This is a genomic window from Catenuloplanes japonicus (assembly GCF_000717135.1).
In the GTDB taxonomy this organism is placed as follows: Bacteria; Actinomycetota; Actinomycetes; order Mycobacteriales; family Micromonosporaceae; genus Catenuloplanes; species Catenuloplanes japonicus.
In genome coordinates this window covers 125,884-149,753 of sequence record NZ_JNXY01000011.1, presented here as the reverse complement: position 1 = coordinate 149,753, position 23,870 = coordinate 125,884, and the positions used below count along the sequence as shown (strand labels likewise).

Annotated in this window: 21 protein-coding genes; 11 read left to right on the top strand and 10 right to left on the bottom strand. The window is 72.0% G+C overall.

What is annotated here, in order from left to right; all coding sequences use genetic code 11:
- Positions 1-526: 526 nt before the first annotated feature.
- Complete coding sequence (locus OP04_RS18620) at positions 527-1,981, bottom strand: MFS transporter (RefSeq protein ID WP_033340978.1); 1,455 nt, start codon at positions 1,979-1,981, stop codon at positions 527-529.
- Between the two features lie 102 nt (positions 1,982-2,083).
- On the opposite strand from OP04_RS18620, the gene OP04_RS18615 reads away from it, so the two are divergent.
- Entirely contained in the window at positions 2,084-2,911 is an 828-nt protein-coding gene (locus OP04_RS18615; protein ID WP_033340977.1) for a helix-turn-helix domain-containing protein, read from the top strand.
- Here OP04_RS18615 and OP04_RS18610 read toward each other — a convergent pair.
- Positions 2,898-4,526 (bottom strand): FG-GAP-like repeat-containing protein, encoded by a 1,629-nt coding sequence (locus OP04_RS18610; RefSeq protein ID WP_033340976.1) that lies wholly within the window; start codon positions 4,524-4,526, stop codon positions 2,898-2,900. The two genes, OP04_RS18615 and OP04_RS18610, sit on opposite strands and share 14 nt — an antisense overlap.
- A 19-nt stretch (positions 4,527-4,545) precedes the next feature.
- Positions 4,546-5,259 carry a hypothetical protein gene (locus OP04_RS18605; RefSeq protein WP_033340975.1) on the bottom strand — a complete coding sequence of 238 codons (714 nt, stop codon included), beginning with the start codon at positions 5,257-5,259 and terminating at the stop codon, positions 4,546-4,548.
- A 238-nt stretch (positions 5,260-5,497) separates the two neighbouring features.
- Between OP04_RS18605 and OP04_RS18600 the strand changes: the two genes are divergently transcribed.
- Positions 5,498-6,616: a hypothetical protein gene (locus tag OP04_RS18600; protein ID WP_033340974.1), complete on the top strand. Its 1,119-nt coding sequence runs from the start codon at positions 5,498-5,500 to the stop codon at positions 6,614-6,616.
- The gene (locus tag OP04_RS18595; protein ID WP_198153883.1) at positions 6,613-7,110 is read left to right on the top strand and encodes a hypothetical protein; all 498 of its coding nucleotides are present in this window, start codon (positions 6,613-6,615) and stop codon (positions 7,108-7,110) included. Before OP04_RS18600 ends, OP04_RS18595 begins: the two co-directional genes overlap by 4 nt.
- 42 nt (positions 7,111-7,152) lie before the next feature.
- Here the strand turns inward: OP04_RS18595 and OP04_RS18590 are convergent, their stop codons facing one another.
- Positions 7,153-8,667 carry an RICIN domain-containing protein gene (locus OP04_RS18590; protein ID WP_033341020.1) on the bottom strand — a complete coding sequence of 505 codons (1,515 nt, stop codon included), beginning with the start codon at positions 8,665-8,667 and terminating at the stop codon, positions 7,153-7,155.
- Between the two features lie 288 nt (positions 8,668-8,955).
- Here OP04_RS18590 and OP04_RS18585 point away from each other — a divergent pair, with 288 nt between their 5' ends.
- Entirely contained in the window at positions 8,956-10,524 is a 1,569-nt protein-coding gene (locus OP04_RS18585) for a cellulase family glycosylhydrolase (RefSeq protein WP_033340972.1), read from the top strand.
- Positions 10,525-10,569: 45 nt separating this feature from the next.
- Here the strand turns inward: OP04_RS18585 and OP04_RS18580 are convergent, their stop codons facing one another.
- On the bottom strand, positions 10,570-13,758 hold the full coding sequence (locus OP04_RS18580) for a DUF4132 domain-containing protein (RefSeq protein ID WP_051798281.1): 3,189 nt from the start codon (positions 13,756-13,758) through the stop codon (positions 10,570-10,572).
- Positions 13,759-13,829: 71 nt separating this feature from the next.
- On the opposite strand from OP04_RS18580, the gene OP04_RS18575 reads away from it, so the two are divergent.
- Positions 13,830-14,291: a hypothetical protein gene (locus OP04_RS18575; protein WP_033340971.1), complete on the top strand. Its 462-nt coding sequence runs from the start codon at positions 13,830-13,832 to the stop codon at positions 14,289-14,291.
- 4 nt (positions 14,292-14,295) lie between these two features.
- Here the strand turns inward: OP04_RS18575 and OP04_RS18570 are convergent, their stop codons facing one another.
- Entirely contained in the window at positions 14,296-14,988 is a 693-nt protein-coding gene (locus tag OP04_RS18570; protein WP_033340970.1) for an AfsR/SARP family transcriptional regulator, read from the bottom strand.
- A gap of 212 nt (positions 14,989-15,200) precedes the next feature.
- Between OP04_RS18570 and OP04_RS18565 the strand changes: the two genes are divergently transcribed.
- Genes OP04_RS18565 through OP04_RS18555 form a run of 3 tightly spaced genes read left to right on the top strand, consistent with a single transcriptional unit; the run spans position 15,201 to position 18,000 of the window.
- Positions 15,201-16,769: a phage tail sheath family protein gene (locus OP04_RS18565; protein WP_033340969.1), complete on the top strand. Its 1,569-nt coding sequence runs from the start codon at positions 15,201-15,203 to the stop codon at positions 16,767-16,769.
- Positions 16,770-16,780: 11 nt separating this feature from the next.
- Positions 16,781-17,299 carry a phage tail protein gene (locus OP04_RS18560; RefSeq protein WP_033340968.1) on the top strand — a complete coding sequence of 173 codons (519 nt, stop codon included), beginning with the start codon at positions 16,781-16,783 and terminating at the stop codon, positions 17,297-17,299.
- Positions 17,296-18,000, top strand: coding sequence for a hypothetical protein (locus tag OP04_RS18555; protein ID WP_033340967.1), 705 nt, complete (start codon positions 17,296-17,298; stop codon positions 17,998-18,000). Before OP04_RS18560 ends, OP04_RS18555 begins: the two co-directional genes overlap by 4 nt.
- Before the next feature lie 227 nt (positions 18,001-18,227).
- On the opposite strand, the gene OP04_RS18550 is transcribed toward OP04_RS18555, so the two are convergent.
- The gene (locus OP04_RS18550; protein WP_157240004.1) at positions 18,228-18,980 is read right to left on the bottom strand and encodes a hypothetical protein; all 753 of its coding nucleotides are present in this window, start codon (positions 18,978-18,980) and stop codon (positions 18,228-18,230) included.
- 483 nt (positions 18,981-19,463) lie between these two features.
- Between OP04_RS18550 and OP04_RS53440 the strand changes: the two genes are divergently transcribed.
- The 3 genes from OP04_RS53440 to OP04_RS18540 are packed head-to-tail and all read left to right on the top strand — an operon-like array spanning position 19,464 to position 22,110.
- Positions 19,464-19,619: a hypothetical protein gene (locus OP04_RS53440; RefSeq protein WP_157240002.1), complete on the top strand. Its 156-nt coding sequence runs from the start codon at positions 19,464-19,466 to the stop codon at positions 19,617-19,619.
- A complete protein-coding gene (locus OP04_RS18545; RefSeq protein WP_051798279.1) occupies positions 19,616-20,266 on the top strand; it encodes a DUF4255 domain-containing protein in 651 nt (216 codons plus the stop codon). Before OP04_RS53440 ends, OP04_RS18545 begins: the two co-directional genes overlap by 4 nt.
- A complete protein-coding gene (locus OP04_RS18540; RefSeq protein WP_033340965.1) occupies positions 20,263-22,110 on the top strand; it encodes an ATP-binding protein in 1,848 nt (615 codons plus the stop codon). The genes OP04_RS18545 and OP04_RS18540 overlap by 4 nt, the downstream gene beginning before the upstream one ends.
- A 7-nt stretch (positions 22,111-22,117) precedes the next feature.
- On the opposite strand, the gene OP04_RS18535 is transcribed toward OP04_RS18540, so the two are convergent.
- From OP04_RS18535 to OP04_RS18530, 3 genes are read right to left on the bottom strand one after another with little or no spacing between them, the layout of a single operon-like run.
- Entirely contained in the window at positions 22,118-23,104 is a 987-nt protein-coding gene (locus OP04_RS18535; protein ID WP_157239999.1) for a hypothetical protein, read from the bottom strand.
- A complete protein-coding gene (locus OP04_RS53435) occupies positions 23,088-23,249 on the bottom strand; it encodes a hypothetical protein (protein ID WP_157239997.1) in 162 nt (53 codons plus the stop codon). Before OP04_RS53435 ends, OP04_RS18535 begins: the two co-directional genes overlap by 17 nt.
- Complete coding sequence (locus OP04_RS18530; protein ID WP_033340963.1) at positions 23,249-23,863, bottom strand: hypothetical protein; 615 nt, start codon at positions 23,861-23,863, stop codon at positions 23,249-23,251. The genes OP04_RS53435 and OP04_RS18530 overlap by 1 nt, the downstream gene beginning before the upstream one ends.
- Positions 23,864-23,870: the final 7 nt, after the last annotated feature.

Genomic DNA, 23,870 nt, shown 5'->3' with positions numbered 1-23,870 from the left:
CCAACCCCGCCACCACCTGACCCCACCCCACACCCCACCCGGCTCCGCCGGGCGCTGTCGCCTGCCCACTCACCTTTCGATTTTCGGGTCGGTTCCGCGCGGGGCCGGGTCCGGAGCCACACCCATGCGGTGGCCGGGCAGCCCGGGACGCGCCTCGGCTTGCCGCGGATGTGACAGGGAATCGCGTGTTCCCCTCCCGCACCGCTGAGCCGACTCCGACGTCACACCCCCACACGACGACCGCCGCGGCCCGCGTCCCGTTGGCCGCGAGCACGACGGCAGCAGCGTGCGCTGCGCACCACGCGGAACCGGCTCCGACGCTGCTCCCATGCGGCGACCGCCCTGGCGCGCCCGGCACGGGACGCGCCTCGACCGACGCGAGTGCGACGGGAATCGCGTGCTCTTCCCCGGCCACGGCGGAACCGGCTCCGACGCGAAGCGGCAAGCGGAGCGCCAGCGAAGTCTTGGCGCGCAGCGAGGTTTGCCCGCGGGAGCAACGCTGCCGCACCACGCCGGAAGCGGGAAACTAGGCATTTGATCTTGAATTTTCGGGGATCCATCGGGTTGCCAGGACCGCCAGTGCCAGGCAGAGGACGGCGGCGGTGATCGCGACGACGTGGAAGCCGTCCAGGTAGGCGTGTTTGGCCTGGTCGATCGCGATAGAGCTCAGGCCGGGAGCGGAGAGTGCCTCGTCGAGGGTGCCGGAGGTGCCGGGGTCGCGGAGGCGGAAGACGAGGGTGGCGAGGGAGCCGAGCAGGGCGATGCCGAGGGCGTTGCCGATCTCGTTGCTGGTCTCGGCGATCGCGCCGGCGGAGCCCGCCCGTTCCTCCGGGACCGCGCCCACGGCGGTCTCCGCGACCAGGCTGAACGAGATGCCGTAGCCGACGCCGGCCACCACGGTCGAGGCGACGTACCAGGCGGTGCCGCCGGAGGCCGCGGTCGGTGCCAGCAGCAGCAGGCCCGCGGCCATGGACAGGTGGCACAGGATCAGCGACGCGCGCTCGCCGACGCGTTCGACCAGGTGGGGTGTGGTGATGCAGGTGACGGTCAGGACGACGGCGCCGGGCAGCGTCAGGAGCGCCGCGTGCGCGACGGAGAGGCCGCGCACGGACTGCAGGTAGACGGCGCTGAGGTAGGCGCCGGCGGACCACGCGACCAGCGACAGCAGGCCGGTGGCGATGGCGACCGTGAACACCCTGCGGCGGAACAGTGCCACGTCCACCAGCGGGTGATCGAGCGTGCGCTGGCGGCGGACGAACCCCACCAGGACGACGAGTCCGGCGGGGCCGGCGACCAGGGCCGGCAGCGACGGGCCGTAGGCGGCGAGGTGTTTGACGGCGTAGACGCACAGCAGCAGGCCGCCGGCCGACAGGATCACGCTGGGGAGGTCGACCCGGCCGGTGCCGCCGGCGCGGACCTCCCGCAGCAGTACCGGGGCGCACGCGGTGAAGAGGAGCACGACGGGCAGGTTGATCAGGAAGACCGATCCCCACCAGAAGGTGCTCAGCAGCTGCCCGCCGGCCATCGGGCCGATGGCGAAACCGGCCGCGAACGTGGCGGCGAAGATGCCGACGGCGCGCGCCCGTTGACGGGGATCGGCGAACAGTTCGCTGATCACGGCCAGTGCGGAGGGCAGGAGCGTGGCACCGCCGAGGCCCATCAGCGCCCGGGACGCGATCAGCAGCTCGGCGCTGGGTGCGAAGGCCGCGGCCGCGGATCCGGCGCCGAAGACGAGCACGCCGATCATGAGGAGCCGCAAGCGACCGTAGCGGTCGCCGACGCGCCCGAACGCGATCAGCAGCGCGCCGACGACGAAGCCGTAGACGTCCAGGATCCAGAGTGCCTGGCCGGGTGCCGGGTCCAGGGCGGCGGTGATCCTCGGCATCGCCAGGAACAGCACCGATCCGTCCATGGCGACCAGCAGGACCGGTCCCAGCACGATCGACAGCCCGAACCACGCCCGTGTGCGTCGCTGATACATGCGGTCGATGGTCGGGCGGGCGGCGCGCGGCAACCAGACCCCGCCGGAAGGTACACCCGGCAGGTGCAGGTACGGCGGCGCGCGGGCGCCTAGCCTGGACGCATGGAGCCTGAGAGTCTCGGCACGTTCCTCAGGACCAGGCGGGGGCGGGTGACGCCCGATCTCGTCGAGGTGCGGGCGACGATCTCGGCCCGGCGGGTCCCCGGTCTGCGCCGGGAGGAGCTGGCCCAGCTCGCGGGCGTCAGCGTCGGCTACTACACGCGGCTGGAGCAGGACCAGGCCGGCGCGGCCTCGCCGCAGGTGCTGAACGCGATCGCCCGGGTGCTCCGGCTCGGCGCGGCCGAGCAGACCCACCTGCACAACCTCGCCCGGCGTACGCACCCGCCGCGGCTCACCCGGCCCGCGCCGGAACGGCTCGACGACCGGGTCCGCGCGCTGCTGGAGTCGCTGCGGGAGACGATCCCGGCGGTCGTGCTCGGGCGGCGCGGCGACGTGCTGGCGTGGAACCGGTCCGGTCACGCGCTGGTGGCGGCGCACGTCGGCTTCCACGAGCGCCCGTCGATCCCGCGCCTGTTCTTCCTGGACACGACCACCCGGGACCTGTACCGCAACTGGGACGAGCTGGCCCGGATCCACGTCGCCTACCTGCGGCTGACCTCCGGGCGTCATCCGCACGACGGCCGGCTGGCCGAACTGATCGGCGAGCTGTCCATGCACAGTGCCGAGTTCGCCTCGCTGTGGGCGACCGGCGACGTCGCCGACTGCACCGTGGGCCGGATGGATCTGCGGCATCCGGCGCTCGGTGCGGTCGACGTCAACTACCAGGTGTGGGTCCAGCCGGAGTCGCCCGATCTCCGGCTGGAGGTCTACACGCCGAACGACGCCCGGTCGCGGGACGCGCTGCGGCTGCTGACGGTCAGCGGGTCCTGAACCGGCGGTGGAGGTTGCGGGCCACGTACACGCCGGGTCCGCCGAAGCCGACGATGTCGACCCGGCCGTCACCGGTGATGTCGGCGAGGAACCGGGGGTGCCGGTCGACCCGCCAGCCGCCCGCGTGCTCGCCGTGGCCGAAACCGCCGCACACCAGCTGCGCCTGGTCGAACCGCCCGTCGCCACGGTTGTGGGCCACCCAGACGCCCTGGTCGCCGAAGCCGACGAGGTCCGGGGTGCCGTCGCCGGTGACGTCCGCGACGAACCGCACGTGTTTCGTGCTCGTCCACCCCTGGGCCGGGCCGAAGTCGTTGAGCGCGAGCACCGGGCGGGCGAACGTGCCGTCACCGCGGCCGCGGGCCACGACGACACCCTGCGGGCCGTAGCCGACGAGGTCCAGCGGTCCGTCGGCGGTGGTCCGGATCACGAACCGCGGGTGTTCCACCGCGGTGGTCCAGCCCTGTTCGACGCCGAACTCGGCCAGGACGTAGCGCGGTTCGTCGAACGTGCCCTTCTCGTCCTGGAGGGCGACCCAGACGCCGTCGTCGTGGAAGCCGACGATGTCCAGCCGGCCGTCGCCGGTCGTGTCCGCCAGCAGCCGCGGATGCCGGTCCGCGAGCCACGCCCCGGCCTTCTCCTTGTGCCCGAACGCGGCCAGGACCGGCATGCCGCCCTCCGGCGTGAACGCGCCGGTCTCGTCCTGTCTGGACACGCGCACGCCGTCGGCGGCCAGCACGACGATGTCGGGCCGGCCCTCACCGGTCAGGTCCGCGAGCGTCCACCGGTCGGCGGGGTCCGGCGCGGGCATCGGGCCGTGCAGCACGCGCTCGTCCTCGAACGTGCCGTCGCCCCTGCTCACCGACGTGACGGCACCCTTGTCCGGGGTGAGCGCGACGATGTCGTGGCGGCCCTCGCCGGTGACGTCGGCGAGGAACCGGGTGCCGGGCTCGGCCCACCAGCCCGGCTGCCCGCGGTAGGTACGGTTGGCGCCGTCGGTGACCTCCTCGGTGCTACCGGTGGCTCCCTTGACACTGCCGGTGGCCGCCGTGGTGCTGCCGTAGCGGTCGAGGACCAGCAGCATGTCGCTGAACGACGGGGCCGCGTCCGGCGCCGGGCGCAGCGCGGGCGACGGGTGCAGCCGCCAGGATCGGCGGCCGTTCCAGTGCTGCAGCGACGCGAAGCGCAGCACGGGGTCGCTGACGCGCTCGGGCTCGGACGGCACGAACCGCCAGCGCTGGCTCGGCGCGTCCTCGTCGTGCTCGCGCAGGACGACCCGGGTGTCGTCCAGGTCGAGCACCGCCCGGTCCTTCGCGTCCTCGATGAGGTAGAGGCCGGCCTCACCTTCGACCGGGACGACGTGCCACTGCTGGTTCAGCTTGCCGTCGGCGGCGTCGGACCGCTTGATGCTCCCGTCCGCGGCGGCCGGGTTGTCCAGCACCTGGCCGCTGTCCACGTCGCGGATCACGTACGCCTGGTCGTCCTGTTCCTTGCCGCCCTTCGCGGCCGGCACCGGGGTGAGCTGCCATCGCCGCGGCGTGGCGCCACCGACGGCGAGCGCCGTTCCGGTGACGGCGTTGACGATCGAAAGTGTCAGTTCTTCCGTGGGTACGGGCATCGTGGAGCCTCCTTCGGAATCACGTGAAGACGTGGTGGTAGGGGACGTTCCATTCGCTGGGCAGCCGTGGGTAGAACGTGTTGATGACGGTGCCGGTGAAGTCGCCGCCCCAGTTGTGGGTGAGGCGGACCTCGGCGTCGGCCGTCACCGCGTGGTCCTTGAACCCGAGGATCGCGTCGGGGTGGGTGATCGGCACGAACGTGATCCCGCCCCACGGTGTGACCGTCACGATCCACAGCTGGGTGTCCTCGGCCGCGCCGTTCTTCCCGCGCCACTTGTCGCCGACCTTGCCGGGCAGTCCGACCTGGACGGTGTCGGCCGTGCTCTTCGGCGCGTCCTGGTGGACGCTGATCCGCCGACGCTGCGGTTTCGGCAGACCGTCGTCACCGCGCCCGGCGTCGGCCTCGCCGGCGGGTGTGGGCGTCACCTGGCCGGCCGCGCTCTCGAGGTAGTAGAGCGGCCGCTGCCCGAAGAAGCCGCCCGGGGTGATGTACCAGAGGTGGCCCTGCTCGTCCTTGGTGGCCGGGTCGAGCGCGGTGGCCAGCTTGACGCCCTTGTCGTGGCTCTCCTTGGTCAGCTCGGCCGGGCGCAGGTAGCCGCCGTTGAAGGCGTGCACGAGCATGACCGGCCGGGTCTCCAGCAGCGCCGCGACGATCGCGTTGTCGTAGCTGTTCACCGCCACCGGCCCGCCGACCACCAGATTCGCCATCGCCGTGCGTTCTTGGGTATACATCGCGGGGAACCTCACCTGTTTCATGAATGGGAGATCGGCGGCTTTCACGCAGCTTTACCGCGTCGCATTCGGTTGCCGCGAGATCGCGGCAACAAGCAAGATCACCATACCGTCCGGGGTACGTTTCAGCAGGTCAACACACCGAAAGTTGATCAACGGCGTGTCACCTGTGGGCGGGTCGGCACCGTGATAGCTTCGGCCGACTGAGCGCAGTCGTGCGCCTTTCGGAGGACGGAAAATGCCTTCCAACACATTTAGCCTGGAACGATCCAAGCGCCAGCCGCTGACGAAGAGAAACCTTCGGGAACTCAACATCGCGCAGACGTGGGAGTCCATCCTGACCCATCCCGCGCTGGTGTACGAGGACGACTACGGCGTGAAGCACAACCCCATCGGGTTCTCGCTCAACAAGTCGAGCTTCGGCGATTTCCCGGGTACGGCGTTCGCGCTCGGCTGGCTCGCCTACCTGAACCTCGGCGAGCCGCTGATCGAGGAACGAGGTGGCATCAGCCAGCCGCCGCCCGACTCGTTCTCCTCACGCACCTACGTCAACCGCGGCAGCACGCCGATGACCTTCACCGACTCGGTCGACTTCACCGTGTCCAACCAGGTCAACTGGTCCCTGGGCGGCACGACCCAGCTCACCTTCGGCGGCAGCATCGGCGCGCAGCTCCAGTTGCAGCTGCAGGCGCAGCTCCAGCTGCAACTGCAGGCGCAACTCCAGGCCGGCGTCTCCACCGGCCTTCAGAACAGCGTCAATCAGAAGAACGCCACCACCGTGACCAACAAGAACAGCAAGGACAGCGTCGGTACGGACCAGTCGAACGCCACCGAGGCGGGCACGACGAACGGCATGACCAACTCCGCGAACGCGTCCGCGACGAACTCGGTGACCGGGTCGTCGTCGTTCAGCACGCAGGGCAGCGCCGCCGGCAAGGCGGACCTGAGCTCCTCGCTGGCGCAGAGCATCACGGCCTCGGTCGGCGGCACGCTGACCACCAGCTGGACCTCCAGGTCGCAGATCTCCGGCAGCGTCCCGGCCGGCTCACGCGTGGAGACCATGGCCACCCAGCGGCGCACCCGCAAGGAGTTCACCTACGAGCTCCCGGTGACGTTCTCCGGGCTGCTCGCGGTGCGGTACGCCGCGCCGGTCGCGGTCCTGTCACCCCCGCAGCCCGCACGGCTCCCCGGGCTCGAACGCCTGGTCGCCCGCGACATCAGCGATCTCGACCTGGCCGGCGGCGGCTTCCGGATGCGCGGATGGGCCGAGGTCGTCTCCGCGCTGGAGGTGCACCACACGCTGTTCGACGGCGAGACCATGGCCGGCAGCGAACGCAACCTGCACAAGGAGGAGTGACGACAGTGGTGTTCCAGAACATCTTCAGCGCGGCCAGCCGGGGTTCCGGGCTCTTCTCGGTGACCCCGGACGGGGACAGGCCGCAACCCGGTGCCGGCGTCGACTTCGAGGACTCGGACGACGACACCTACGACGACACGACGCCGAGCCTGTTCGCCAACGGCATCCACGGTTCCACGTCACGGTCGAAGGTCGTCCGGGAGGAGTCGCCGGAGGCGCGGGCCATCCTCGGGTTCCTCGGCGCGTTCATCGACAGCGCCCAGACGTCCGCCGCCGATCAGGCCCGCTTCGCGCAGCCCGGCTCGGTGTCCGCGGCCGCGACCGCCGGGATGCAGGAGTCCAGCGCGGCGGTGAAGGACAACGGCGACCTCCAGAAGGACGACGACCTGTCGAGCATGCCGAGGAAGAGCGACTTCACCAAGCCGCCCAAGGCTCCCGAGGCGGCGAAGCCCGACACGCCGCAGGCGGAGAAGCCCGCGGGAGACAAGAAGTAGCGAGTGGCCGGCGGTGCGAGGCACCGCCGGCCACCCCCGGTTTCACACCGTGAGCAGTTGCCAGTGCCGTTCCCGGTGGTCGCCCTCGGCCGCGTCCTGCGTGAGCGTCCCGCGAGCGGTGGAGTCGACCCGCAGCAGCAGACCGCTGTTACGGTTCGCGATCTCGTAGATCCTGGTCCCGTCCGCCACCGTACCCACCGGGATCAGCCGCCACTGCTGGTGGAGCGCGGTCCCGCCCTGGTAGGCGCGTTGCGCGACCACCGCGCCCTCGGTCCGGTGCGCGCCGGCAACCTCCAGCGACTTGCCGCTGCGCACGTTCTCCAGCATGTAGAGCAGTTCGCCCTCGTGCTGGCCGGCGACGATCAGCCGCCAGCGCTGGTGGTCGCGTGGCCCGGCGAGCGACTGACGGATCTCGGCGCCGTCCTTGAGGGACTCGTGCGCCACCCCCATCCGCAGGCGGCTGCGCACGTTCGACCAGGAGACCACGGTGCCGGTCTCGGGCATCCCGGCCGTCGCCGCCGACGAGATCCGGCGGATCCGGTGGTTGGAGTGGTCACCGATGTAGAGCGTGCCGACGCAGTCCAGCGCCAGCCCGAGCGGATAGTTCAGCTCTGCCGACGCCGCTGGGCCGCCGTCGCCTCCGACGCCCGCCGCCTTGCCACCGGCAACCGTGCTGATGGTGCCGTCGGGTGCGACCTTCCGGATCCGGTGGTTGCGATGGTCGGAGATGTAGAGGTTGCCCTCGCCGTCCAGCGCCAGCTCCCGTGGCTGGTTCAACTGGGCCTTGACCGCCGGGGCGCCGTCACCGGCGAACCCCGCGGTGCCCAGGCCGGCAACGGTGCTGATCGTGCCGTCGGGCGACACCTTCCGCACCCGGTTGTTCGACACGTCGGCGATGTAGAGGTTGCCCTCGCCGTCCAGCGCCATCCCCTGCGGGAAGTACAGCGAGGCGGAGGTCGCCGGTCCGTTGTCGCCCCGGAACGCCCCGGACCCGTTCCCCGCGATCGAGACGATCTTCCCGTCGGTCGTGATCCTCCGGATCCGGTGGTTGCCGTGGTCAGCGACGTACACGACACCGGCGTCGTCCACCGCCACCGCTGCCGGGGTGTTCAACCGCATGTCGGTGGCGATGCCGTCACCACCGGGGCCCGCGACTCCCGTCCCGGCGATGGTGGTGATCGTCCCGTCGGCCGCGACTCTGCGGACCCGATGATTGTCGGTGTCGGCGATGTAGAGGTTGCCCTCACGGTCGACCGCCAGCCCACGCGGGCCCTTCAGCTGCACCGGCGCCTTGTCGCCCTTGTCGCCCGCGACCCCGGTCCCGGCGACCGTGCTGATCTTCCCGTCGGTCGTGACCTTCCGGACCCGGTGGTTGCCGTGCTCGCTGAGGTAGAGCGTGCCGATGCCGTCGATCGCCACGCCGTAGGGGTTCTTCAGCAATGCCTGGACCGCGGCGTCGCCGTCCCCCTTGTCCCCCGCGGTCCCGGTGCCCGCGACCGTGCTGATCGTGGGCGTGAAGTCCTCGCCGCCCGTGCCTGCTGCCTTGGCAGTGCTCATGGCCATCCCCTCATCCAAACAACTACGGAGAGCTTTCAGTTGATCACCATAGGTGATCAACTGGTCGTGATCGGCTCCGCGACACCAGACCCGTACCCCCGCCGGCCGTTGATCTGGATCTTGCGCGGGCCGCAAGCCACGGGGTCCCGATCCCGCCGAAGTTGGCAGACACTTCGATGTTCATCAATTGACACGTCGGCGTGGCGTGGCGAGACTCTTGGGCAGGCGCTGACCGGAAACCCACCTTCCGGTTCCGGTGCTTCGCGTCGTCCGAGAGGGGAACAGTTCATGAGATCCAGAGCACGGAGGGTGGGGCTGGCGTTCGTCGCCGCCTCCGTGGCCTTCGCCGGTGCCGTCTACGGCGTCACCAGACCGGCCACGGCGGAAGCGGCGGCCGCGCTGAGCCCGGCCGCGCTGGTCGCGGACATGGGGGCCGGCTGGAACCTGGGCAATCAGCTGGAGGCCAGCAACAACGGCGTTCCCAGCGAGACCGCCTGGGGGAACCCGGTGATCACGCAGGCGCTGATCAACCGGGTCAAGGCGTCCGGGTTCAAGACGATCCGCATCCCGGTCTCCTATCTGGGGAAGATCGGGGCGGGGCCGAACTACACGGTCGACGCCGCGTGGCTGACCAGGATCGCGCAGGTCGTGGACTACGCCTACAGCCAGGGCCTCTACGTCCTGATCAACATGCACGGGGACGGGTACAAGACCGTCACCGGCTCCTGGCTGATCTGCGACGCGGCGGACCAGGCGACGATCCGGGACAAGTATCAGAAGGTGTGGCAGCAGGTCGCGACGAAGTTCCAGGCCTACAACGACCATCTGATCCTGGAGTCGATGAACGAGAACTTCGACGGGCAGTACGGCGCGCCGACCCAGCCGTGCTACTCCAACATCAACGCATATAACCAAATATTTGTGGACACGGTGCGGCGGACCGGCGGGAACAACGCGTCACGCTGGCTGCTGGTGCCGGGGTGGAACACGAACATCGACTACACCGTGGGCAACTACGGGTTCGTGATCCCGACCGACCAGTACCGGTCGTCCTCGATCCCGGCGGCGGAACAGCGGCTGATGATCTCCGTCCACTACTACGACCCGTGGGACTTCACCGGGCAGGAGGACGGGAACATCACCCAGTGGGGTCCGAACGCGACCAACGCGGCCAAGACCTCGACCTGGGGCCAGGAGGACTACCTGGACGCCCAGCTGAAGAAGACCTACGACACGTTCGTCACCCGCGGCTATCCGGTGTTCGTCGGCGAGTACGGCTCGATCGACAAGACCAGCTACGACTCGGCGAACAACACCTACCGGGCGGACTTCGCGCGCACGCTGGTGGCGGCCGCGAAGAAGTACGGCGCGGCGACCGCCTACTGGGACAACGGCTGGAACGGGCAGCACGGGTTCGGGCTGTTCGACCGCAGCGCGAACAGCGTCACCCAGCAGGGCATCATCACCGCGATCGTCGGCGGCGGACAGACGACGCCGACACCGACGGTCAGCCCGACACCCACGGCGAGCCCGACGCCCGGCACCGGCGCCTGCCGGGCCGTGAGCACGGTCAGCGCGTGGAACACCGGCCTGACCAACAGCATCGCCATCACGAACACCGGGACCAGCGCGATCAACGGCTGGACCCTGACGTTCACGCTGGCGGCCGGGCAGACGATCACGTCCGGCTGGAGCGCCGGCTACTCCCCCGCCAGCGGCACGGTCAGCGCGACCAACGTCAGCTACAACGGGACGCTCGCGCCGGGCGGCTCGACCACGATCGGCTACCAGGCCACCCACACCGGCAACGCGGCCGCCCCGACCGGCTTCCGTCTCAACGGTGCCACCTGCGGCTGACCCTCGACCGAGCGGGCCGGCTCCGTGGTGGCGCCGGCCCGCCCGTCACGCGATCAGTTCGCGCAGGTCGCGGAACAGCTCGGACGCGGTGACCGGGTCGATCCGGTCGAACGGCACCGGCGTCTCGCCGGGCCGCGCGGACAGCCACACGCCGCACAACTTCTGCTCCTCGTCCTGGGCCGGGTCGCCGATGACGAAACCGGGATCGCACAGCAGATGCGCGGTCCACCGGTCGCCGGCGGGCCGGTCCAGGCCGGTCTGCACGCCGCCGTCCATCGGGTCCTCGCGCCGCCAGCCGCGCCGCTCCAGCCCGAGCACCCGCCCGGTCGGCACGACCACGCCGTCGCACGCGTCCCAGTCCGCCTCGGAGGGCCGGAACACCTCCCGGCCGAGCTGCGGGAACGGCTGGATGATCTCGTAGTCGGCGAACACCTCGGACCAGGCGTCCAGCGGGGTCCCGGCCGGGTGCGGCAGCACGATCACCGCGTCGTCGGCCACGGTCAGCGTCTCCTCGGCGGCGGTCGCGTAGCTGCGGTCCTCCGCGACCCGGAACGTCGTCACCCGGTCGTCGGCCGCGACGCCCCAGACCAGGCGCCGGACCAGGTGGCCGAGCAGCGGATGCCCGGCCAGGAACAGCCGGAACTCCTCGCCGGACCAGCGGCGCCCGTCGACCATCGCCTGCTCCAGGCGGCGCAACTGGTCGGCGGCGAGCACCCGCACGTCCTTCCGCAGCGCGGCGAACCGGGTCGCGGCCTCGCCCTTCGGGAGCGTCTTGCGCCGCTTGCCGGCCTCGTCCGTCACGTACGGCCGGAGCAGCTCGTCGAAGCCGACCGTGAACCGGTCCAGCCGCAGCGAGCCGTCCGCGGCCAGCCCCAGGCTCGGGACCAGGCGGTCGGCCAGCTGCTGCGGGGTGAGGCCCTTCGCGTCGGCGACCTCGGCCAGCTTTGTCCCGGCCCGGTCGCGCAACCCTTTGTACTTCACCTTCTGCGCGATGCCGTGCAGGTGCATCAGCGCCACGTCGGAGCCGATCGTGGCAAGCACGTCCAGCCCGGTGACCGCCCGGCTGTGGCCGCCCTCGCCCGGCCAGGCCCGGATGACCGGAGCGAGCCGGCGCACCGTCTCGTCGTCGCCGACGTGGCCGAGCGCGGTCAGCGCCCAGTTCTTTCCCGGGGGTACGCCGTCGGCCTGCCAGCGCCGGAACAGCGCCCAGCCGAACTCGGCCAGATCGCCGGGGTCGAGCAGGCCGGCGGCGATCGGCAGGCCCGGGTAGGCGTCGGCCGGGGTGGAGATCGCCAGCATCGTCACCAGGTGCCGCGCCGAGACGGCAGGGAGCACGCCGCCGCCGTCGCTGTCGCCTTCACGGAGTCTGATCCGGGGCAGCGTCTCCGGGTCGGCCCAGGTCACGGACGGGATCCGGGCGGGCAGCACGGTCAGCGGGTCGGTGTCGAGCAGCGACTCGATCGCGGCCACGGCCTTCGGGCCGTAACCGTCGGCGGCCGCGCGCACGACGTCGCGGTCCAGCAGCCGCAGCGCGGTCTCCGCCTCCCGCCGGGCCGGTCCGGGCTCGCCGACCGCGGCCGGGACCAGCGCCAGGGCCGCCGCGTCCGGGTGGCGCAGCAGCCAGGCGCGGGCCGTGCCGCGCAGCGACTTCGTGCGGGTGAACCAGCCGGCCATCAGCGTCGCGATCTCCGCGCTGACCAGCGGCATCAACACCGGCACCGCAGGCGCGTAGCCGCGCGTCACCCGCAGCGCCGCCGGGATCGCGGCCTCACCCCAGCGGGCGACGATCGGGGGCAGCCAGTCCTCCGGGCGCCACCAGTGCGGGTCCCAGTCGGCCAGCACCGGCAGCGCCAGGTGCGGCGGGCCGGTCATCAGCAGGTCCAGGTCCTCGCCGTGGCCGATCCGGCCGGCCCGCACCCGCGCGGCCAGCTCCTCCGGGTCGAGAGTGGTCGCCCGGCGGGCGGTCTCGGCGAACCGTTCCCGCTCGCCGGGCCGCCAGCGCGCCTCCGCGGGCACGGCCGTGCTCAGGCCCTTGATCACCGACGGGGTGGTCGCCGCGCGCCTGCCGTGCCAGGGCGGGTCGACCAGCACCGGGTGCAGCCGGTCGGCCGGTGCCTCGGGGGCGAGCATCGCGCGGACCACGTCCGCGGCCGCCGGGGGCAACGCGGGCAGCGCGGCGGTGGCCGGCTGCGGGTGCCGGGCGGCGACGATCCGGAGCAGGTCGGCCGCCATCCACGACGCGGTCGGTGTGAGCAGGCGCAGCGCGCGGTCCGGGAAGCCCACGGCCGCGTCGCGGAGCGCGGGCACCACCACCGGGTCGCCGGCGCGGGCCAGCAGCGCCTCGAGCGCGGCGTCCGACGGGAGCAGTGCGATCGCCTCGGCCAGCCGGCCGCGCACCTCGGCGCCCCGGGTCGCGTCGTAGAACATCCACTGCTGCTGGTCGGCGCGTTCCTTGTCGTACCAGGCCAGCAGCGTCGGCAGCGCGCCCGCCCCGACCCCCTCGACCAGGGTGGGGAGCGCGGTGACGTCGAGGCCGGCCGCGTCCGCGAGCCGCTCCAGCGCGGCGGGGGTGCCGACCGAGTAGAACAGCACGCGACGGTACGGCATGCGCTCCACATCGGCCACGTCCTGCTCCACCCAGTCCTGCCGGGCCGGGAACAGCAGCGACGTGATCAGCCGCAGCATCGGCGGGCCGTCGTCGCGGTGCCGGGCGGCCGCGGTCTCCGCCGCCGCGTAGTCCGCGTCGGTCGCGCCCGCCAGCCGATCGCGCACCTCGGCCGCGAACCGGACGATGCCCTCCGGCGCGGTGCGCCGCCACTGCCCGTGCGGGTCCGCGATCCGCCGCTCGGCACCCGCGTCGAGGCCGGCGCTGATGCCCGCGTTGATGCCGGCCAGCAGCACGGTGGTCTCGGCCAGGAACGGCACGCCGCGCGCGGCCGTGCCCGCCACCACCGCCGCGACCTGCTCGTCGGCCGGCCGGTCCCACTCCGGCGCGCTCAGCAGGGCCGCGAGCAGCACGGCCGTCTGCCACGGTGTCGCGGAGCCCGGATCGGCGAGCGCGGCCAGCCCGACGGCGCGCAGCTCCTCGTGCGTCCCCGGATCGGTGAGCGCCGGGCGCGCCTCCTCGGCCCGGTCGCGCAGCAGCGCGAGGTCCGGCTCGGGGCCGCGCGCCGGCCCGGGGAACCAGCCGCCCCGCCGCCGGTACAGCCCCGCCCGGACAGAGTCGATGCTCATCTGACCTCACTCCTGTCGACCGCGCCACCCTAGCCACGGGGTCCGACATCCGCGCGTGCCAGCATGGGGCCGTGAGCACCTTCCACCCGCTGCCGGTGACGCTTCCCGGGCACGTCAGGCCGTGGGCGATCGAGACCGGGCACAGCCAGCTGCTGCTGCGCGCGGTGGTCGGCGACCCGGAGGAATATCCGCGCCGGGTCATCGACGTGCTGTTCAAGGACGTGTCCCGGATCTCGCTCTCCGACGGCTACGACGGGCTGCTGATCCGCCAGGCACCGGACGAGGTGCGGCGCCGCGAGGAGGAGCGTCTGTCCCGGCGCTGGCGCAGCGAGCAGGTGATGTTCCTGATCGCCCGCGACAACGACACGGACTACGTGGTGGCGGGCGTCGTCTACTGGGCGGACGCGGGCGTGCAGCCGGGCGCGGAGAGCCCGCTGATGACCGGCCTCGGCCTGCACCGCGAGGTCAGCTACTACGACCCGCAGCGCGTCTGGCGGCCGTACGACATCAGCACCATCCCGGTCCTGCCCTGACGGGCTATCCGGCGCGGGCGGCGCCGATCAGGCGGCCCAGGGCCGGGGACGGGGCGATGCCGAGCTGGTCGAGCATCAGGTGGTGGAAGCGGTGGTACTCGCGGACCGCCTCGCCGACGTTGCCCTCGGCCAGGTGGACCTCCATGACCAGGCGTCGGGCGCTCTCGCGCAGCGGGTCGCCGCGCAGCGCGAGCATGGCGAGGTTCAGCGCGAACGCGTACCTGCCCGCGCGGCACGACTCGGCCGCGGCGTCCTCCAGCACGTGCAGGCTGAGCTGGCGGAGGCGCTCGCGCTCGAAGACCACCCACTCCTCGGCCCAGCCGGGCAGCAGTTCGTGCACCCGGTCGGCGGGTAGCGCGGGCCGCGGCGCGGGCGACGGGCGGAACCGGGCGTCCGCGTCGCGCACGAACCGGTCCACGTCCACCTCCAGCGTGCGGGACAGCGTCAGTCGCCACTGGTCGACCACGACCAGGCCGGGCACGGCCTTGTTGACCCGCCAGATGGCGGTCCGCAGGCTCGCGCCGGCCTTCTCCTCCACCGTGTCCGGCCACAGCGCACCGGCCACGGTCATCCGCTGGGTGGCGCCGTGCAGCGCGAGATACGCGAGCAGGCGCTGGGCCCCGGCGGGCAACTGAATCTGGCGTCCCTCGGCCTCGAGGGCGAACTCGTCGAGCAGGCGCAACCGCAGACCGTCCACTGTGTACGAACCTCCCGGCGGGAAACTATGCACGGTCACGACCGAGAACACGAGACCTCGATCTGTCGGCGTTCGGTCTATCGATTTCTCGATCGTCCACTATGCAGCTCGGCGGCCCGCGCGACATCCACCGAACGGTCTGTGACGCGCCGTTGACGCACGGGTGACGGCCGCCTCCTACGGTCGGCGGCGATCGCTGCGATGGGAGCTCGATGTCCACCGTCACCTCGTATCCGGGTGTGTACGTCACGGAGGTCCCCTCCGGCGTACGGACCATCACCGGCGTCGCCACCTCGGTGACCGCCTTCGTGGGCCGCACCAGGCGCGGCCCCGTCGACCGTGCCGTCACCGTCACCGGCTTCGCCGACTACCAGCGCGTCTTCGGCGGGCTGTGGTCCGGCAGCACGGTCGGCCACGCGGTCCGCGACTTCTTCGCCAACGGCGGCGGCCAGGCCGTCGTCGTGCGGGTCTCGCCCGACGGCCGCGGCGCGCCCACGGCCACCGTGCTCCGCACCGCCGCGGCGAAGGGCGAGACCACGACCCGCAAGGCCGACCTCGTGCTCACCGCCGTCGAGCCCGGCTCCTGGGCGGACCGGATCACCGCGGTCGTCACCCACGACACCACCACCGACCTGACCGACGTGGCCACCGCGCTCGGGGCCGCGCCCGCCGACCTGTTCAACCTCGTCGTCACGGACGAGAGCTCCGGCGCGCGCGAGACCATCCGCAACGTCACCGCGGGCGAGAGCACCCGCCGGGTCGACCGGGTGCTGGAGGCCGAGTCGACGCTGGTCCGGGCCACCACCGTGCCGGCCGCGCGGCCCGCCGACGGCACCACCTACACCGTCGAGGCGGGCGACCGCGGCGGCGACGGGCGCGACCTCACCGCGGACGACTACGTGGCGCCGGCGCTCCAGGCGACCCACCGCGGGCTGTACGCGCTGGACGGGGCCGACCACTTCAACCTGCTGGTCGTACCGCCGCCCACCGCCGGAGGCGACACGCCCGCCGCGGTCTACCAGGCCGCGCTGAGCTACTGCGCGCAACGCCGTGCCGTGCTGCTGGTCGACCCGCCGGCGGCGCTGACCGCGGCGACCGCCGCCACCGCGCTGCGTGACCTCGGCCTGACCGGGCCGGACGCGCGCAACGCCGCGCTCTTCTACCCCCGGCTGCTGCAGGCCGATCCGACCGCCGGCGGACGGGTCGGCGTCGCGCCCGCGGCCGCCTCGGTCGCCGGCGTCATCGCCCGCACCGACGCCACCCGCGGCGTGTGGAAGGCCCCGGCCGGGCTCGACGCCACGCTCACCGGCATCGCCGGGCTCCAGACCGGGCTCACCGACGCGGAGACCGGGCTGCTGAACCCGCTCGGCATCAACTGCCTGCGCACGTTCCCCGGCAACGGGACCGTGGTCTGGGGCGCCCGCACGCTGCGCGGCGCCGACCAGCTCGGCGACGAGTACAAGTACCTGCCCGTCCGCCGGCTCGCCCTGCACATCGAGGAGAGCCTGTTCCGGGGCACGCGCTGGGTCGTCTTCGAGCCGAACGACGAGCCGCTGTGGGCGCAGATCCGGCTGAACCTCGGCGCGTTCATGCACGACCTCTTCCGGCAGGGCGCGTTCCAGGGCAGCGCCGCCCGGGACGCGTACTTCGTCAAGTGCGACCGGGAGACCACCACCGCCACCGACGTCGGCGCCGGCCGGGTCAACATCCACGTCGGCTTCGCACCGGTCCGGCCCGCCGAGTTCGTGGTCCTTCAGATCCAGCAACTCGCACAGGCCTAGGAGCAGGCGACATGGCCCAGTTCAGCGTCAACGCGCAGCGGTTCGACCCGTACAAGAACTTCAAGTTCCGGGTCCGGTGGGACGGCCGCTACGTGGCCGGCGTCAGCAAGGTCGGCGCGCTCAGCCGTACCACCGAGGTCGTCACCCACCGCGACGGCGGCGACCCCAGCACCAGCCGGAAGTCCCCGGGCCGCACCGAGTACGCGGCCATCACCCTGGAACGCGGCGTCACCCACGACACCGAGTTCGAGACCTGGGCGAACAAGGTCTGGTCCTACGGCGCCGGGCTCGGCTCCGAGGCGTCGCTGCGGGACTTCCGCAAGGACATCGTCATCGAGGTCTACAACGAGTCCGGCCAGCTCGCCATCGCGTACCGGGTCTACCGCTGCTGGGTGTCCGAGTACCAGGCGCTCCCCGAACTCGACGCGAACGCCAACGCGGTCGCCATCCAGCACCTCAAGCTTGAGCACGAGGGCTGGGAGCGCGACGCCGACGTACCGGAGCCGACCGAGCCGACCTTCGCCCGATGACCGCGGCCGCCTGGACCGTCGCGGCCTGGGAGCGCGGCCTGCACGCCGGGCCGCTCGACCGCGCCGTGACGCTCCTGGCCGGCCTGACCGGGCTCCCGTTCGATTCGGCCGACCGCGTCGAACTGGGCACCCGCGACGCGATCCTGGCAACGGCGCTACGCGGGCTCGCCGGCGACCGGATGTGGACCTCGACCACCTGCACTGCCTGCGGTGAACGGCTCGACGTCCCGCTCGGGCCCGACCTGCTCGCGGCCTTCACCCCACCCCAAGATCAAAATCAGCCTCTGCGGATACGGGTCGGAGGCCGCGACGTGCCGTTCCGGCTCCCGGCCACCGCGGACCTCCGGCTGGTCGCACACGCCGGCGGCGACGCGGCCACCGGCCGGCGGGTGCTGCTGGGCGCGCTGGTCCCGGACGGGACCGCGCTGACCGACGAGGCCGCGGCCGAGGTCGAGGCCGCGATGGAGACCGCCTCCCCCGGCGCGGTGGTGTCGGTGGCGGTGGGCTGCCCGTCATGCGGCACGTCCACGACGGCGGTGGTGGACGTGGCCGCGATGCTGTGGCGGCACGTCGAGGCCGAAGCCGCGGCGATGCTGGCGGAGGTGCACACGCTGGCTTCGGCCTACGGGTGGCCCGAGGCGGAGATCCTGGCACTCAGCCCGGCCCGGCGCGGGGCTTATCTGTCCATGGTGGACCGATGACCGGCTTCCTGGAACTGCTGGCGGCCCGGACACTGGGCCTGGCGGCGGTCTTGACGGCGGACGTCGGCAGCGCGCGTCCCGGCGGGAGTCGCGGCGGCGCGGGGCTTGGCGGCATGGGCCTCACGATGACCGGGGCCGGCTTCGATGGGGCGCCTTGGTCCGATGTAGAGGCTGATCCGGCTTCCGGCCGATCGCGGTCATCGGTGCCGGGGGCGGGCGGCGGTGCCCTACAGCACAGCGCTCAGGACGGCCAGCGGGAAGCGGAACTCCGCGAGGACTCGCACTGGAGCAACGACGCGCCGGGACACAGCGACAAGCCGGTGCTGACTGCGGACGCTGGCAGCGCGGCACGGGCGCGGTCCGAGGCGGATGCGGCACGCGGAAACGCAACACAGGCGCGCGCCGAGGCGGATGCAGCCCGCGAACGCGCAGCACAGGCGCGGTCCGAGGCGGATGCAGGTCGGGAAAGCGCGGCGCGGGCACGCGTTGGTGGAAAGGCTGCGCGCGGAGACGCGCACGCGGACCCGGCACCGACGCACGCGGATGGAGATGCCCTCCGTGCGCGCGCCGACAGGGCGGCGGCTCTTGCCCGCGCCCGCGAGGATGCGAGCCGGGCGCACGCACATGAGCAGACGGCCCGTGCGGAAGCGCGTCACGATGCGGCTCTCGCCCGCACACGCGAAGACGCAGCTCTTGCGGATGCCACACGCGCCCGCGACGATGCACGCCGTGCGCAGGAACGTGAACAGGAAGCGCACCACGACACAGCCCTCGCCCGCACGCGCGAAGACGCTGCCGTTGCGGACGCCGCACGCGCCCGCGACGACGCACGCCGTGCACGCGTACGTGAGCAGACGGCTCACGCGGACGCACGCCAGGATGCGTTTCTCGCCCGCACACGCGAGAACGCAGCCCTCGCGGACGCCACACGCGCGCGCGACGACGCAGACCGTGCGCACGTACGTGAACAGGCGTCCCACGCGGACGCACGCCACGACGCGGCCCTCGCCCACGCACGCGAGGAGGCGCGCGCACGCGAGGAGGCGGCTGTTCCGGGCACGGACGCGGCCCGGGGAAACGGCCACGCCACAGGAACAGCCCGTGCTGACGTCCCTTCGGCACGGCCGGGCAACGGCCGTGGCTTCCGGACCGGTACGGACTCACCCGAATCCCGGCCTGCCCGATCAGGCCCGGCCGGCGCACCGGCCCCCGGCACCCGGCCGGACCCCGCCGACGCCGCGGCGCAACGGTCGTCGTCACCGCCCGGGTCCTCCGGGTTCACCGGCGGTGGCGCGCTCGCACGGTTCCTCGCCCTGCAGGGAACAGCCCCGCACTCCCCCGCCGTCCCGGCCCCCGGCCGGCCCGCCCCGCCCGCGCGCGAGCCGGACCTTGCCGGCCTGCTGCGGCGGGCCGTACCGTCGTCGGCTCCGGTCCGGTCCGGCGCGCACCCTCAGGAGCCGCCCGTGCATGTCACGATCACCATCGGCCGCGTGGAGCTGCGCGTCGACGAGCCGGAGGCGCCTCCCGGGCGTACCCCCGGCGGCTCTGGATCTGTGGACGGGCCCCGGCCGGCGCTGTCGCTGGACGAGTATCTGAGCCGCCGCGGACGGCCCGTGTGAGCAACCATCTCGCGGTCGCGATGACCACCGCGGCGCTCCGGGGGCTGCTCAGTGAGGCGGTCGCCGCGGGGCTGCCGGGTGGGGTGGAGAGTGCCACGGTCACCACGCTGCGTCCGGACGCGCTCGCCACGGCGGACGGGGCCGCGCGGGGCATCAACGTGTACCTGTTCCGGGTGCTGCCGAACGGTGCTGCCTGGGCGGTCGAGCTGCCCGCCCGCAACTCCGCGGGGATCCCGATCGCCCGGCCGGCGCAGGCCGTCGACCTGCAGTATCTGCTGACGTTCTCCGGCGACGATGCGGCGCTGGAACCGCAGCGGCTGCTCGGGCTCGCGACCGCGGCGCTCGCGGTGCAGCCGGTGCTGAGCCGGGAGACGATCCGGGCCACGGCCGCGGAAGCGGTCCGGGCCGACGCGCAGTCCTGGCAGGGGCATGCGGACCTGGGCGACCAGCTGGACGTGGTCCGGCTGAGCATGCTGCCGCTGACCGTCGAGGAGCTGGCCCGGCTGTGGTCGATGGTGTCCAGCGGGCCGTACCGGCTGTCGCTCGCCTATCAGGCGACCGCGGTGCTGATCGAGGGCGACCTGGCGCCGGCCGTGTGTGCCGACGTCACCGAGCCGGTCCTGACCGTGTCGACCGTCCGCCGATGAGCGAGTATCTGGTGGCGGCGCTCGACGTGCTCCGCCTCCGGATCGCCGGCGCGAAAGATCTTGAGATCACCGAGGCCGAGACGGTACGGGACGAGATCGCCAAGGACGCGGACGAGCCCCCGCCGCCGGTGCGGATCGCGGAGCGCTTCGGCCTGACCGGCTTCGAGCGCGACACGCTGCTGCTGTGCGCGGGCGCGGAACTGGACGGGCCGTTCGCGGAGGCGTGCGCGAAGGCCCAACAGGATCCCGGCCAGCGGTACGCGACGTTCGCGCTCGCCCTGGCCATGCTGCCGGAGCCGGACTGGGCGGCGGTCAGCCCGGCCGGGGCACTGCGCCGCCTCGGGCTGGTGTCGCTCGACCAGCCGTCGTCGCCGGTGGCGAGCCCGCTGCGGATCGCGGAACGGGTGCTGCACGCGCTGCTCGGCGTCGACTACCTGGACACGGAGATCGCGCCGCTGACCGAGTCGATCGAGGACGCGGGAGTGCTGCCGGGCGCGCTGGGCGCGGCGGCCGAGGAGGCGGCTGCGTCGGCGTACCCCCTGATGATCTTCGGTCGGCCTGTCGCCGATCTGCGGAACGTGGCGGCGGCCGCGCACGCCCGTGCGGGGCTGCGTCCGGTGCTGCTGAATGCCGGTGCGCTGCCCGCGGATCCGGCCGCGCGGGACCGGATCGCCCGGCTGTGCGAGCGCGAGACGCTGCTCGCGTCCACCGGTTGGATCATCGACCTCGACGGGGTCGCGGACCGGGCCCGCCAGGCCGCGCTCGATCTGGCCCGCCGCCTGGACGCGCCGGTGATCCTGCTGTCCCGGGAGCCGGTCGCCGGGATCGGGCCGCGCGCGTCGGTGGTCGCGGTCGGCGAGGCCACGGCGACCGAGTTGCGCCGGGTGTGGCAGGACGCGCTGCCCGCGCTGCCGGGGCCGTGGGTGGATCGGATCGCCGGGCAGTTCGCGCTCGGCGCCGACGACGTGCAGGCGATCGCGCGGCGCGGGCCGCTGGCGCCGGAGGCGGTGTGGGAGCTGGCGCGCGCCCGTGCCCGGCCCGCGCAGGACGGGCTGTTGCAGCGCATCGCGCCGCGTGCGGACTGGGACGACGTGGTGCTGCCGGACACGCAGCGGCAGACGCTGCGGCAGATCGCCGGGCATCTGCGGCACCGGCTGACCGTGCTGGAGGACTGGGGGTTCGGCGGGCGGGGTGCGGGGACGGCCGCGCTGTTCGCCGGGCCGAGCGGGACCGGGAAGACGCTGGCGGCCGAGGTGATCGCGGGGGCGTTGCGGCTGGATCTGTACCGGGTCGACCTGAGTCAGACGGTCAGCAAGTACATCGGCGAGACCGAGAAGCACCTGTCCCGCATCTTCGACGCGGCCGAGGCGGGTGGCGGGGTGCTGCTGTTCGACGAGGCGGACGCGCTGTTCGGCAAGCGGAGCGAGGTCCGGGACAGCCACGATCGGTACGCGAATCTTGAGGTCGGCTATCTGCTGCAACGCATCGAGGCGTACCGGGGGCTGGCGATCCTGACCACGAATCTGAAGGACAGTCTGGACCAGGCGTTCCTGCGACGGCTGCGGTTCGTGGTGCACTTCCCGTTCCCGGACGCGGCGGCGCGGGCGGAGATCTGGCGGCGGGCGTTTCCGGCGCGGACGCCGATCGAGGGTGTGGACTTCGCCGCCCTGGCCCGCCTGTCGATCCCGGGCGGGACGATCCGCAGCATCGCGCTGGCCGCCGCCTTCCTGGCCGCCGAGGCCGGAGGTCCGGTGAGGATGGACCACGTACTGACAGCGACGAGAACCGAATACGCGAAGTTGGAGCGCCCACTGACTGCGGCCGAAACCGCCGCATGGCGATGAGGCATCATCATGTCTTCTGCCGGGCATCCGCCTTCTTTATGGCTTCCAGCACGTCCTCCACCATGAAATCTACCGTGTAACTGCCGCTGAACAATTCGCTCATGTTGTCCGGCACCACCGGCGTGAATCCGTATTGAAGGAGGAGCATCGGAAGGATGGTATGAATATTGGTCCGACCATTGCCGTCCGCGTAGGTATGCATGACGTGCAGCGCACGCACGAGCCGGGTGATGGCCCTCAGCGCCTGATTGCTACCATCGGACGCCTTTTTGACTTCGCCGTAGAATCGGTCGAATGCGGCATCGACAAACTTATTTCCCAAACCGACATTCTCCGGCAGCGCCTCCTCGTACTCCTCATCGGTCTTCCCGAAGTCCCGGCCGTAGGCCGGATAAAGGTCGACATGATGCGGTTGATCCTTGCGGCGGACCGGAGTAACGATGTTATTGCTACTACCTCGCACTGGCTCGTCGTCCACAGTGTCCCCGACGACCCGATAGCCCGCCAGCGTCTCCTCAGCGAGATCGTCGGCCACCTGCGGCTCGATGCCCTGCGCATCGGTAGCCGGGGTACTGAGGCTGAAATTGCCATCAGCGGGCGCCATGACACTGTCCTTGCCCACCATGAGATGCTGGGCGGCAGTGGTGCGAATTTCGGCGTATACCTTACTGGTAAGTCGCGGTTTCTTCGACGTGTTCAGGTACTTGCGATAAGTCTCGATCATGCTCTGCTGATACCCGGGCGAATTTCCTCCGTCGTATGCCATACCCGGATCTTGCATGTCTTGAGGCCGATCCTCGGGGTTGATGTAGAGCTGCCACCAATCCTTTTCGTCCGGAAGGAAAGCTGAGAGCTTAGGGGTTTTCTTCGTACCGAACAGGTTCGTAAAAAATGACAGCTTGGATCGCGTCGATCCCCTGTTCTGCCTGGGTTCGATCTTCGGATCTTCAAATGTGTCGTCGACGAGTTCGCGCCCGTTACGGTCCAGTGGCACCGGGCACCTCCGTGATGCGGGCAAAAAAGGCGCGCAGCGCGGCCAGCACCACGCGCTCCAGGACCTCGGTGCGGCCGGCGCGGATGGCGTGGAGGTCGGCGGGGGTGCAGGGGACCTCGAGGTGGTCGAGGTAAATGGGGGGCATCAGAACGTGCCCAGGCGGGCCAGCCACAGGCTGGGGCCGTGGAGGCTGACGGCGTACTTGTCGGCGCCGGAGGCGGCGGAGTCGATGGCGCGCAGCCACAGCTCGAACGTGTGCTTGCCCTTCGGGACGTTGGCCGAGGCGAGCGTGACCATGGTGGCCCAGGTGCCGGTGGGGAGGTTGAGGAAGATGGAGCCCCACGTGCTCTCGCGGACCGGGTTCAGAAGAGCGCCGTCCATTCTGATGTCGGCGTGCACGGCCCGTTTCGCGGCGCTGGTGCCGGCGTCGGTGCTGGCGTGGCCGTGGCCGACCAGGAAGACGGTGGTGGGGACGGCGAACTCGACGGACCGGCTGATCACGGCGCGGCCGGCGGACGTGTCGGTCTTGTGGTTCCAGACGTCGTTGTCGGGGGTGAGCAGCGTGATGCCGAGGGAGTCGCTGCGCAGCGTCGGGGAGGCGAGGCCGGCGGCGGCGGTGAGCAGGCCGGCGACCGTACCCCCGGTGGTGTTGAGTTTGGCGGTGTCGAGACGGATCGTCTCGGTGGCGAGCGTGTTCCAGTCGGCGGAGGCGATCGGGTCGCCGGACGCCTTCTCCGCGATTTTCTTGTCGAGCGGCACGGCCCGA

What these genes read in the sequence shown, in the direction of transcription:
- OP04_RS53435 (WP_157239997.1), bottom strand. Translation starts at nt 23,249, where the DNA reads ATGCCCCCCATTTACCTCGACCACCTCGAGGTCCCCTGCACCCCCGCC.
- OP04_RS18560 (WP_033340968.1), top strand. Translation starts at nt 16,781, where the DNA reads ATGGCCCAGTTCAGCGTCAACGCGCAGCGGTTCGACCCGTACAAGAAC.
- OP04_RS18615 (WP_033340977.1), top strand. Translation starts at nt 2,084, where the DNA reads ATGGAGCCTGAGAGTCTCGGCACGTTCCTCAGGACCAGGCGGGGGCGG.
- OP04_RS18620 (WP_033340978.1), bottom strand. Translation starts at nt 1,981, where the DNA reads ATGTATCAGCGACGCACACGGGCGTGGTTCGGGCTGTCGATCGTGCTG.
- OP04_RS18565 (WP_033340969.1), top strand. Translation starts at nt 15,201, where the DNA reads ATGTCCACCGTCACCTCGTATCCGGGTGTGTACGTCACGGAGGTCCCC.
- OP04_RS18580 (WP_051798281.1), bottom strand. Translation starts at nt 13,758, where the DNA reads ATGAGCATCGACTCTGTCCGGGCGGGGCTGTACCGGCGGCGGGGCGGC.
- OP04_RS18610 (WP_033340976.1), bottom strand. Translation starts at nt 4,526, where the DNA reads ATGCCCGTACCCACGGAAGAACTGACACTTTCGATCGTCAACGCCGTC.
- OP04_RS18540 (WP_033340965.1), top strand. Translation starts at nt 20,263, where the DNA reads ATGAGCGAGTATCTGGTGGCGGCGCTCGACGTGCTCCGCCTCCGGATC.
- OP04_RS18555 (WP_033340967.1), top strand. Translation starts at nt 17,296, where the DNA reads ATGACCGCGGCCGCCTGGACCGTCGCGGCCTGGGAGCGCGGCCTGCAC.
- OP04_RS18600 (WP_033340974.1), top strand. Translation starts at nt 5,498, where the DNA reads ATGCCTTCCAACACATTTAGCCTGGAACGATCCAAGCGCCAGCCGCTG.
- OP04_RS18590 (WP_033341020.1), bottom strand. Translation starts at nt 8,667, where the DNA reads ATGAGCACTGCCAAGGCAGCAGGCACGGGCGGCGAGGACTTCACGCCC.
- OP04_RS18585 (WP_033340972.1), top strand. Translation starts at nt 8,956, where the DNA reads ATGAGATCCAGAGCACGGAGGGTGGGGCTGGCGTTCGTCGCCGCCTCC.
- OP04_RS18605 (WP_033340975.1), bottom strand. Translation starts at nt 5,259, where the DNA reads ATGTATACCCAAGAACGCACGGCGATGGCGAATCTGGTGGTCGGCGGG.